The following is an 11,670-nucleotide window of genomic DNA, read 5'->3' as shown; positions in this document are numbered from 1 at the left end:
ATATGCATAAAGGACTTTGGTTGCTGTGGTTGAGTATCAGCTTATGTACAGTAGCATGGGCGCAACAGTCAAAAGATATTACCGGTAAATGGTACGGGGTAACCAAATCCTACTACGGCGACAAACAACGCCTGACTGTGGTGCTGGAAAAAGAAAGAGATGGTTATAAGGGAGAATTGCGTAATCCCGATTACAACGATGAAGCCATCACCCTGGACCATGTTATTTACCGTCAGGATACGCTGCTGCTGCGCGTAGATACTATCAAGTTTGCCTACACTGGTGTATGGAATGAAGCCAGCAAACAGTTTCAGGGGATATTCACCTGGAACGGCCAGCAGGGCGAGTTTAACCTGTCACGCAGGGAAATCAGACAGAGCGATGTGTACAAACGGCCACAGGAGCCAAAGCCGCCATATCCTTATCATACTGATGAGGTAAAGTTCACTAACGAGCATGACCATGTCTCCCTGGCCGGAACCTTTACCCGTCCGGCAGAGTGGGGGAGATACCCGGTGGTAGTGCTGCTGAACGGCTCCGGCCCTCAGGACCGCAATGATGAAATGGCCGGCCATAAAACCTTCCTGGTACTGGCCGACTTTCTGGCCCGCAACGGCATCGCCAGCCTGCGCTTCGATGACCGCGGGGTAGGCGCCTCCGGAGGCGTGTACGAAAAATCAAACATCTATGATTTTGCGGGAGATGCCAACGCCGCCATCGCCTATCTCAAAACAAGAAAAGACGTAGATCCGTATACGGTAGGTCTGCTTGGACATAGCGAAGGCGCCATCGTCGCACAAATTGCCGCAGCTAACAATAAATCGATAGCTTTTGTAGTTTCAATGGCAGGCCCGGGTATTACCGGCAGACAACTGGTAGACCAGAAAGTAATCATGGACGGCAGAATGGCCGGAGAATCCGATGCCGAAATAAAAGCCCGTGTGGAAAGTCTTAAACCATACTGGGATGCTCTGGCCAGCGATACCAACTATGTAGTGGCCGCTACGAGAGCAAAGTCGGCACTCCGCGATATCTACCGCGCTTCGCCGGAAGAAGTCAAAAAACAGGTGTCGGAAGAAACATTCGTGAATGATATACATTTTGATCGGGAACTGTCATCAATATTATTATACAAGCCACTGGATTACCTGAAACAGATCAAATGCCCGTTTATGGCCATCAACGGTACAAGAGACATGCAGGTAGAAGCCACCACCAATCTGAATGCCATAGAACGCGCGCTGCGTGAAAATGGGAATATGCTGGTCACCATCCGGAAATTCGACGGATTAAATCATTTGTTCCAGCGCTGTAAAACATGCACCGTAGGAGAATATGGTGACCTGGAACAGACCATTGATCCCCTGGTACCGGAATTTATCGCGCACTGGATACTGCAGCTGCCACCCCGGGCCAGGTAATCCCAATTTTGAAGCTAGATTATGTCCAAGAATAAACTGAAAACCGAAAAACCGGAAAGCAAAAAGCCAAAGGCACCCGCCCCCAATCCTGATGTGCTGAAGAAAGACAAGGAGCCTGAGGTGAAAGTAAAAGAACTCGTTAAGGACGAACGCACCCATAAAGTAATGGGCGTGTTCTTTCTGCTGCTGTCTGTCTATTGCTTCATTGCCTTCACCTCGTATCTCTTCACCTGGGAAGATGACCAGGACAAAGTATTCCGCTATTCCACCAAAGAACTCCTCATCGGAGATGTGAAGGTGGATAACCTGCTGGGCCGCCTGGGAGCCTACGTGTCACACAACTTCTTTTACAATGGGGTAGGCATTGCTGCCTATCTGTTCTGTTATTTCTTTTTTATCATAGGTGTCAATTTTATTGTAGGCCGCCGCGTTTTCCGCGTCTGGCGCAATGTCAAATACATCATCTTTGGCCTTCTGTTTATCAGTATGTCCATGGCTTTTGTGGCCAACGGAGCCGATTTCCCCTGGGGCGGAGCCCTGGGCAATGCCCTCGACAAATGGACTTCCGGATTTGTTGGTAAAACAGGTACTGCATTACTCTTGCTGGTAGCCGGTTTCTCCTGGCTCATCTGGAAATTTAACTTCAACTTTAAATGGCCGGAGAAAAAGGTAAAACCGCCTAAACCCGTACCGGTGGCTCCTGTAGTGGCAAACACTCCAGTGCCCGTTACGCCCGCCACCAACATGCAGGCAACAGCTCCGGTACCAGAACCCGCCAGAGGCAACAGCCTGAAAGGCAATGTACCACTGGCTCCGCAACTGCAGGAGGAAGAAGAAGAACTTGAAGAGATTCCTATGCAGCTGATTGAGAAGGAGGAAGAACCGGTGATGCCTGCCCATGTACCCTACATGCCGCCGGTAGCACCAACACCGCCACCACAGCCACCGGTGGCTAAGATGCCTGCACCTCCGGAACCGGAAATGATAGAAGAGGAAGAGGAGGAAGAAGACCCGGGCCCGCTCCTGTATGTGGAGGAAGTGCCGGAAGAATCACCTGCACCACCTAAGAAGAGAAATCAGCCAGAGGAAGTGGCATTTGAGATAAAGCAAACATTTAAGGATGAAGAGGACGATACAGAAGAGCTGGCAACGGTGCGCCCCACTGTGCCCGTAGATCCTTATGATCCTTCCCTGGATCTGCGCGACTACCGCTATCCCGGCCTCGATCTGCTCGAAAATCACAACGCCGATAAAATCATTGTACAGGATACCGGCGAGCTGGAGAAAAACAAAAACCAGATCATCGACACCCTCAAAAACTATGATATCTCTATCCAGAAAATCAGCGCCACGGTAGGTCCTACCGTTACGTTGTACGAGATCGTACCAGCCGCCGGCGTACGTATCTCCCGTATCAAAAACCTGGAAGATGATATCGCATTGAGCCTGTCGGCCCTGGGTATCCGTATCATTGCGCCCATTCCGGGTAAAGGTACCATCGGTATTGAAGTGCCCAATGTGAAAAAGAGCATTGTGTCCCTCAAAAACCTGCTGGCATCTGAGAAATTCCAGTCCAGCACCATGGACCTGCCCATCGCTCTGGGTAAGAAAATCGACAACGAAAACTTTATTGCTGACCTGGCTAAAATGCCTCACCTGCTGATGGCGGGTGCTACCGGTCAGGGTAAATCAGTAGGTATCAATACCTTGCTGGTATCACTACTGTATAAAAAACATCCTTCCCAGCTGAAGTTTGTGCTGGTAGACCCTAAAAAGGTAGAGCTGTCGCTGTACAAGCTGATAGAAAAGCACTTTCTGGCCAAACTGCCCGGAGAAGATGATGCCATTATCACCGACACCAAAAAGGTGATCCATACACTCAATGCATTGTGTATTGAGATGGACCTGCGTTACGACCTGCTGAAGGAAGCCGGTACCCGTAACATCCGGGAGTACAATGCCAAGTTCACCCAGCGCAGGCTCAATCCGCAGAAGGGACATCGTTATCTGCCCTTCATCGTACTGGTGGTCGATGAGTTTGCCGACCTGATCATGACGGCCGGCAAGGAAGTGGAAATGCCGATTGCCCGTCTGGCCCAGCTGGCGCGTGCGGTAGGTATCCACCTGATCATCGCTACGCAGCGCCCGTCTGTAAACATCATTACGGGTACTATTAAAGCCAACTTCCCGGCTCGTGTAGCCTTTAAAGTGTCTTCCAAAATAGACTCCCGCACCATCCTGGATATAGGCGGCGCCGAGCAGCTGATAGGCCAGGGGGACATGCTGGTGTCTTTCAATGGGGAACTGGTCCGTCTTCAGTGCGCCTTTGTGGATACGCCGGAGGTGGAAAATGTAGCCGAATTTATCGGTCATCAGAAAGGTTACCCCGATGCTTTCCTGCTGCCGGAATATGTAGACGACAAAGACAGCGAGGGTAAGGAGCTGAGCCTTGCAGACAGAGATCCGCTGTTTGAAGAAGCTGCACAGGTGATCGTTCAAACCCAGCAGGGATCTACTTCTTTGCTGCAACGGAGAATGAAGCTGGGATATAACAGGGCCGGCCGTTTGATGGACCAGCTGGAGGCTGCCGGTATTGTAGGGCCCAATATGGGTTCCAAAGCCAGGGATGTACTGGTGAAGACCGACTCCGAGCTACAGGAAATCCTTAACGATTTGTTATAATGTATTAATTTTTTTGGAGATGTGTTACGCATTTGATAAAATAACGCGAATTTTGCACTCCATTAAGGACCAACATTACAACCGGCATGGCATTTGACATGGCAGGTTTAGAAAATCAAAAAAATCTACAATGAAGAAATTTGTATTGACAGGATTATTGTTAAGTGGTATCGTTTTCAGCGGCATGGCCCAGTCTAAGGTTGCCAACGATCCGAAAGCCAAAACAGTCCTGGATGGCGTAAGCAATAAATTCAAATCTTTAAAAAGCGTAGTTGCGAATTTCGTCCTCAGAGTGGAAGGAGCCAAGAATGGTGTAAACGATTCCAAAAAGGGTACCGTTTACCTGAAAGGAGCTAAATATAAAGTTACCCTGCCCGGCCAGGAAATCATCAGCGATAACAAAACCTCCTGGACATATGCCAAGGATGTGAATGAAGTGACTATCAACAATGTAGACCAGAGCAGCGGCGCTATGACTCCCGCTAAGCTCTTCACCAACTTCTACGATAAAGATTATCTGTACCGCCTGGATGGAGAAACCAATGAAAAAGGCAAGGTGCTGCAAAATATAGAGCTGACACCTACAGATAAGTCCAAGAATATTTTTAAGGTAATCGTTTCCGTAGACAAAAAGAACCAGAGCATCGCCAAGATGAAGGTGTTCGAGAAAAACGGTAACCACTACACTTACGAAATCACCAGCTTTACACCTAATGCCAATGTAACGGATGCAACCTTTACATTTGATGCTAAAAAGTATCCTGGCGTAGAAGTAGTGGATCTGAGATAAAATGGTGAATCGCCGATCATAAATTGTGAATATGGGCGAAGTTGTAATCGAAGAACGGGTAAGTCCCTTCTCCGCTTACATCTTCGCCCAAATTCGTAATTCGCAATTCCCAATTATTGTTTTACCTTTGGCAAGTTTCAATTAAAATTAAACAATATGGCATACGACGTAATCGTAATTGGTAGTGGCCCTGGTGGATATGTGGCTGCTATCCGTGCTTCGCAGCTGGGATTTAAAACCGCGGTAGTGGAAAGAGAGAGCCTGGGTGGTATCTGTTTAAACTGGGGCTGTATTCCAACCAAAGCGTTATTAAAAACAGCACAGGTTTTCGAATATACGCAGCATTCAAAAGACTACGGTATCACCATCGGAGATGCGAAAGTTGATTTTGAAGCTGTTATCAAGCGCAGTCGTGGTGTTGCTGATAAAATGAGCAGGGGCGTTCAGTTCCTGATGAAGAAAAATAAAATCGACGTCCTCATGGGCGACGGTAAAGTGAAAGCGAAAGGACAGGTGGAAGTTACTGACAAAGACGGTAAAGCTACTGTACACGAAGCTAAACACATCATCCTGGCTACCGGTGCACGTGCCCGTGAGCTGCCTAACCTGAAGATCGATGGTAAAAATGTGATCGGCTACCGTCAGGCGATGGTACTGCCTCAGCAGCCTAAATCCATGATCGTGGTTGGTTCCGGCGCTATCGGCGTTGAGTTCGCTTACTTCTATGCTACCCTTGGTACCAAAGTAACCATCGTTGAGTTCTTGCCACGTATCGTTCCGGTGGAAGATGAAGACATCTCCAAAGAACTGGAAAAAATATACAAGAAAAAAGGTATCGAAATCATGACCAACGCTTCTGTAGAAGCGGTAGAAGCTGCTGGTAACGGTGTGAAAGCAAAAGTGAAAACACAGACCGGTGAAATCACCCTGGAAGCAGACGTGGTACTGAGCGCTGTAGGTATCGCTGCCAACATCGAAAACATCGGCCTCGAAGCAATGGGTATCAAAACCGACAAAGGCCGCGTAGTAGTAGATAAATACTACCAGACCAATGTTCCTGGTATCTATGCTATCGGTGACATGGTTCCTGGTCAGGCGCTGGCACACGTAGCCTCCAAAGAAGGTATCGTTTGCGTGGAAGCTATCGCTTACAACGAGAAAAAATACGCTCACAAACCTGAAACCATCGACTACATGAACATTCCGGGATGTACTTACTGCGCTCCTGAAATCGCTTCTGTAGGTTACACTGAAAAAGCTGCTAAAGAAGCAGGCTACGAAGTGAAAGTGGGTAAATTCCCATTCTCTGCTTCCGGTAAAGCTTCTGCTGCAGGCGCTACTGAAGGTTTCGTAAAAGTAATCTTCGACGCTAAATACGGCGAATGGTTAGGTACCCACATGATCGGTGCCAACGTAACTGAAATCATCGCGGAAACAGTAGTAGCACGCAAACTGGAAACTACTTACCAGGAAGTGCTGGATTCCATCCACCCACATCCTACTATGAGCGAATCTGTAAAAGATGCGATCGAAGTAGCTTACGGCGAAGCAATCCACCTGTAATAAACTTATATTACTATACAAAGGGCCGACCATCATCTGGTCGGCCCTTTTTTATGTGGTAGCTTATTGTTTGACGATCTTCCCCGAATAAATGCGCTGATTGCCCAGGAAAATGCTGCAATGATAGACACCCGGAGGCAGTTGGTCCATACTAATAGTTTCCTGCATACCATTGAGTATTCTCCGCATGACGGTCCGTCCGCTCATATCAATCAGCACCAGCTGCTTGTTGCGTTGTTGGGCATCCAGTATATACAACTGGCTGATAACCGGGTTGGGAAACACCAGTATATCATGCTGCAATAGGATGTTCACCGCTGCCACATCCGAATAGAATATCCTGCCATCAACAGTTTCCAGGGCCGCCCGATATTGTACTATACCTTCATAAGGATGGCTGTCCATAAAATTATAATTGGTGGCGTTACTCACAAGCTGTGTACCCAGCCGCGTCCAGCCGGTCAGCGAATACCTTTCCCAGTAAATATTTTTTAACAGATAGGTGGAGCCCAGGGATAAAGACAACCATACCTGGTTATCAATCGTTTTGTCGGCCAGTAATGTTTGTACATAACAACCCACTCCCTGTCGGGTATAATCCACGGCATAGCTCCGCGCACCTTCCCAGCCTGCCGGTGCAACAGGACTCACCGCATAATACACCGAGGAAACGGTTCGTTTCGGAATAAAAATAAAGCTGTCTTTCACCAGCTGATAAGGTTTCATGGTACCCTGATTGTAGATATACACCTGATATCCGGTGGCGGAAGGCAGGGTATTCCAGTACAACTGGGCAGTATCGCTGCAGTTAAAGCCGGTGCTCAGCGTGAGCTGTGGCGAAATATAACAGGGAGGACTTACAAATGAAGTATCCGTTAACGTTAGTTTGAGTAACACCTGGCTGAAGAGTTGTGGTACCACCCAGTTCCAGGGCTGTTGTAGCGGCACCTGCGGTGCGATGGTATTCCAGGTGGCGCCGTTGTCAGTACTGAAGGAGAGGGCACCGTTACCACTATACGTTGTTTCCCATTGCAGGGGTGTTTGTTGCCCTGCGGGCAGAATAGCGCCGGCCACGGGGTTCTGCCAGGCGAAAGAAGGCTGTGTCTCGAAGCTGTATACGATATAGAAGGATTGATTGATAGTAGCCAGTTTGCGTTTAGTGATGCTGATATGCAGATTACCGGCCGCCGGCTGGTCGATGCTGATCTGTTCAGTGTTATTGAGGCTGTCGATACCTCGCTGGGCAGGCTTTTTCAGACTGTCAAGGGAAGGAAAGGTATTGAGTACCCAGGGAAGCCAGCTTTTGTTATCTGCGGTAACAACTTGCATGTCCAGATCGTTGATGAGTGCCTTCGGTGCGTCGGGGGCGGCGGGGAGATCATTCCAGTAGAGGGTGATCTTTACCTGCTGCAGACCGGGAGGAACTTGTATGTCGAAAGTAGCATCGCTGTTGGTGGTGACCATTCCTTGCCGGTAATGTCCGGCAGTGAGGGTAGCCAGCGCGCCTGCTGCATGGAGACTGCCATATCCATGTGTATAGGCGGGCCGTATACCTGCGGGTAATACGGCACTGTTGATCATCAGGGCTTTGATGAGGGCAGATGAGGGGGCTACCCCATGCTGCTGACGGTAGGCATCCTGCAACAGGGTAACGATGCCGCTGGTAAGAGCTGCGGCACCGGAAGTTCCGTCCTGGCCATAGGCCACTACCTCCGGTTTGATACGTCCGTCGTAGGCCGGCCCTCTGGAAGACAATGCGCTTACCTGGAAGTTGGCGTCTGTGCCACCTACCACGATCACATTTTTGGCGTGTTTGTAGTTGCCCGTGAGATTAGCATAAGCGGGAAGTCCCTGGTAGCGGCCATCTCTGGCTGCAGAGGCACCGGCATTGCCGGCGGAAAATACATGTACCAATGTATCAGCTTCCAGTATATGCTGATCATAGGCTGCAGCCTCCGCCCCATAACGGTTACTGGTATCCGAGCCATACGAATGGTTCTGCACCGTGATCCCGAATTGCCGGTAATAGGTATTGTCGTCGGGGTAAAGCATACCGAAGCCAACAGAGCTTAGTCTGGCAGCGGGTGCCACGCCCAGCGCGTTGATACCGCTGTTGCCCGCACCGGCAATCAGTGTGGACATAATGGTGGCATGCGGACTGTTAATATCGGAGCTGCCGGCAGACAGTACATATCTCCCCACAAGGTCAATATCAGTAGTATCAAATAAATCTTCTTTAACGGAAACGGTTATACTTTTTCCGCGTACCTGCGGAAACTGTTGCTGCGCTACGTTAATACGGTTTATATAAGGGTTGATGGTATTGATGATGATTTCAGGAGCCGGTTGTCGTATGATATCCGCCGCAATAATATCGGTGCGACCGATTAGCGCCGGCCAGTCCTTTTTGCTCACCTTTACGACCGCCACCCGGTAGGTAGCAATGATACGGACTACTGTTGTGAGGGGGGAGGTAAAATGTTCGCCAGTGTAAGACAACTGTACCGTAATACTGTCTGTGGCCCGCAATGATTCCAGCTTTGCCAGCAGTGCATCGGTAGCTTTCCGGTTAGGCCCTGCGATATAGCTGTACTGCACCTTTTTAAGCAGGGCGCTGTCCGACGGAAGTGTCTGTACAATATAATGCTGGCTGGATAAAGCTTTGATAACGCCACAGCGTGCCAGGGTTTTTTCGTCAGGGACCTTGATAAATTTTACCAGCAGTGGGACCTTTGTTGGGAGTGCTGTCAAGGTATCAAGGGCATATCGTTGTAGTATCGTTGTTTCCGCCACTCTTAGCTGGGCGGCGGCGGGTTGATGGCGGGATAGCAGTAGTGCCAGTATTGGCAAGACTTTGGTAATGATCTTTTTCATGCAGGTTAGCGGCGACAGATGATTACGATGTTAATTAAAGCTACTGCAATAAATCTATCAACACAATTTTTTATGCACAACACACAAAAAATTTTTTTTAAGTTAAAACGAAAGTTGTAATATTGGTAGCACGATAAATTAACTGAAAACGAGCAACGAAATCTAAGAAAACCATACGAGAGGCCAATTACCATTGGTTAACTGAAGAGCAAGTCTGAGTCGCCGGGTCCGCCGGAATTACTGAATCATAGTCAATCATTAAAATTTGCATGCCGGTATTGTTAACACGTACCTCAGCTGTAATATGTCTGCTAAAAGAAGAGCACTGAAAGCCCGCTTTTTCCTGGATATGTAACGCCATGCAACTTGTTGTTTGTCGGTAGCATTGCCCTGTTGTCAGTTGCATTGCGTCTACAGATGAGCACTGTAGTCATCATTATGAAAGTATCTTGAACGTTGGCTGTTACGTAACAACCAGCCAGGGAATATTTTTTTCTTTTTATACCAAAATCCGAACTGATGAAAAAACAAATCCTCGCCGTAATTACCTGTCTGGCCGCAGGTGTAATGATTTCTTCCTGTAACAAAAACAACACACAACAGGAATCTCAGCCCAACCCCGTTTCTGATCAGGTGCTGGCTCAGATCAAAGCCAATGGCTTTAGCACCGACAACGTTCGTAAAACAGAAGATGGTTATCTGGTAGAAGGTGACATCTTGCTCACTGCTGAACAGTTGAATGAAAAAGTTAGTACTCCTACACTTCGCATCGCCAACAGTGAACAGTACCGCACCAACCAACTGGTGACCGCACTGCCCCGCGTGATCACCGTGAAAGTGACCAAACTGGGAACTGCTTTCATTGCTGGTGCCGACACTGCTATTGCCCGTTACAACAGGCTGGGCCTGCGCATGACTTTCCAACGCATTACCAGCGGTACTGCTGACATCACCATTCAGGGCTTTAACCAGGGCCCCAGCGGTGGTTACATTACACTGGGCTCTTCCGGCTTCCCTACCAGCACCGGAAATCCTTATGGCACCGTTAAAATGAATACTAACGCTGCTGCCTATGGTTCCAACCCCAACGTGCTGTATGTGGGTTCTGTAATCCAGCATGAAATTGGTCACTGTATCGGTATGCGTCATACTGATTACATGGACCGTTCTTACAGCTGCGGCGGTTCTGCTGTAAACGAAGGTAGTTCAACTGTAGGCGCTGTACAGATTCCCGGCACACCTTCCGGCCCGGACGCCAATTCCTGGATGCTGGCCTGCTCCAACGGTGGCAACCGTACATTTAATGCCAATGATATCATTGCCTTAAATTATCTGTACCACTAAGGTTTTCTCGATATATGAGCAAAGAGAGCATTGCGCGCAAAAAACTTTTTTTTGCTGCGCTTTGCTCTTTTGCTTTCGCTGCTTGCCTGTATTTGCCAACTTTACTGCACTGTGTTATTTATTCGCACATCTTGCCCACAGTCTAAATATAAAGGTCCAGTTTCACCGTGTATATTCCGTTGTCTGCTGCTGTATGCAACAGATGCCGCTGCGGATACAGCTGCTGCAACCGTTCCCGTGTATGACTGATATCTTCGGCTGTTTCGTTGGATGATACCTCCTGCGAAAAAAGTTTGTTACTGCAATAAAAATGGATGCCCTGGTCTGTAGTCTGAAGCTGTATCACAATATCAGAAGGCTCCTGACTGCTGACACCATTCCGGAAAGCATTTTCCAGAAAAGGCAACAACAGCATCGGAGCAATACATTTAAACCCCGGATTACCGGAAACGGAAAGCTTCACCCGCGTACGGGCGGTAAGCCTCAGCTGCTGCAGGTCTATATAATCGTGTATGCACTCTATTTCCCGCTGCAGTAACACAAAGTCACGATGCGTGTCTGTAGTGGCATACCGCATCATATTAGACAGCTTCAGGATGCTGGGTGCGGTATATTCATGCTGTAATATGGCCAGTGAATAAATGTTGTTGAGTGTATTAAACAGAAAGTGCGGATGTAGCTGTGATTTGAGAAATGACAGCTCTGCCGCCGCTTTCCCGGCTTTGAGATGTAAGGCATGCTCAGATGACCGCCATCGCCGGCAGGTGAGTTCGATGGCAAGGCTCAACACAACAGACAACAGCACCGCCAGCACCTGGTTATACCAGGCCTGCCCCCTGATAAAGAGCAGCGGAAAGCTCATACATATAGCCCAGCCGGTTATATGCAACATTATGATCATCACTTTGGACCGGAGCATGCTCAACAGATATTCTGAAATTGACATGAATTTGCGTCAAATCCATTGTATGGCCTACCAGATCTCTGTCAATAGCA

The 11,670-nt window shown here is 48.5% G+C and carries 7 protein-coding genes; 5 read left to right on the top strand and 2 right to left on the bottom strand.

Features of this window, described 5'->3' with window-relative positions; all coding sequences use genetic code 11:
- Positions 1–2 precede the first annotated feature (2 nt).
- The 4 genes from KD145_RS10650 (at position 3) to lpdA (ending at position 6,456) form a co-directional block, all read left to right on the top strand.
- Positions 3–1,421: a S9 family peptidase gene (locus KD145_RS10650; RefSeq protein ID WP_212005867.1), complete on the top strand. Its 1,419-nt coding sequence runs from the start codon at positions 3–5 to the stop codon at positions 1,419–1,421.
- 21 nt (positions 1,422–1,442) lie between these two features.
- On the top strand, positions 1,443–4,103 hold the full coding sequence (locus tag KD145_RS10645) for a DNA translocase FtsK (RefSeq protein ID WP_212005866.1): 2,661 nt from the start codon (positions 1,443–1,445) through the stop codon (positions 4,101–4,103).
- Between the two features lie 130 nt (positions 4,104–4,233).
- Positions 4,234–4,893: an outer membrane lipoprotein carrier protein LolA gene (locus KD145_RS10640; RefSeq protein WP_212005865.1), complete on the top strand. Its 660-nt coding sequence runs from the start codon at positions 4,234–4,236 to the stop codon at positions 4,891–4,893.
- Between the two features lie 156 nt (positions 4,894–5,049).
- On the top strand, positions 5,050–6,456 hold the full coding sequence (lpdA, locus tag KD145_RS10635; RefSeq protein ID WP_212005864.1) for a dihydrolipoyl dehydrogenase: 1,407 nt from the start codon (positions 5,050–5,052) through the stop codon (positions 6,454–6,456).
- A gap of 63 nt (positions 6,457–6,519) precedes the next feature.
- Here the strand turns inward: lpdA and KD145_RS10630 are convergent, their stop codons facing one another.
- Positions 6,520–9,330, bottom strand: a complete 2,811-nt coding sequence (locus tag KD145_RS10630) for a S8 family peptidase (protein WP_212005863.1) — start codon at positions 9,328–9,330, stop codon at positions 6,520–6,522.
- Between the two features lie 519 nt (positions 9,331–9,849).
- On the opposite strand from KD145_RS10630, the gene KD145_RS10625 reads away from it, so the two are divergent.
- On the top strand, positions 9,850–10,674 hold the full coding sequence (locus tag KD145_RS10625) for a M57 family metalloprotease (protein ID WP_212005862.1): 825 nt from the start codon (positions 9,850–9,852) through the stop codon (positions 10,672–10,674).
- 142 nt (positions 10,675–10,816) lie between these two features.
- On the opposite strand, the gene KD145_RS10620 is transcribed toward KD145_RS10625, so the two are convergent.
- The gene (locus KD145_RS10620) at positions 10,817–11,620 is read right to left on the bottom strand and encodes a sensor histidine kinase (protein ID WP_212005861.1); all 804 of its coding nucleotides are present in this window, start codon (positions 11,618–11,620) and stop codon (positions 10,817–10,819) included.
- Positions 11,621–11,670 lie beyond the last annotated feature (50 nt).

The organism is Chitinophaga sp. HK235 (genome assembly GCF_018255755.1).
In the GTDB taxonomy this organism is placed as follows: Bacteria; Bacteroidota; Bacteroidia; order Chitinophagales; family Chitinophagaceae; genus Chitinophaga.
Note: the sequence above shows the minus strand (reverse complement) of the source record. Positions and strands in the feature narration are given on the sequence as shown.

Bases quoted from the DNA above. Each gene is read 5' to 3' on its own strand.
- KD145_RS10645 (WP_212005866.1), top strand. From the start codon at position 1,443: ATGTCCAAGAATAAACTGAAAACCGAAAAACCGGAAAGCAAAAAGCCA.
- KD145_RS10640 (WP_212005865.1), top strand. From the start codon at position 4,234: ATGAAGAAATTTGTATTGACAGGATTATTGTTAAGTGGTATCGTTTTC.
- lpdA (WP_212005864.1), top strand. From the start codon at position 5,050: ATGGCATACGACGTAATCGTAATTGGTAGTGGCCCTGGTGGATATGTG.
- KD145_RS10650 (WP_212005867.1), top strand. From the start codon at position 3: ATGCATAAAGGACTTTGGTTGCTGTGGTTGAGTATCAGCTTATGTACA.
- KD145_RS10625 (WP_212005862.1), top strand. From the start codon at position 9,850: ATGAAAAAACAAATCCTCGCCGTAATTACCTGTCTGGCCGCAGGTGTA.
- KD145_RS10630 (WP_212005863.1), bottom strand. From the start codon at position 9,330: ATGAAAAAGATCATTACCAAAGTCTTGCCAATACTGGCACTACTGCTA.
- KD145_RS10620 (WP_212005861.1), bottom strand. From the start codon at position 11,620: ATGTCAATTTCAGAATATCTGTTGAGCATGCTCCGGTCCAAAGTGATG.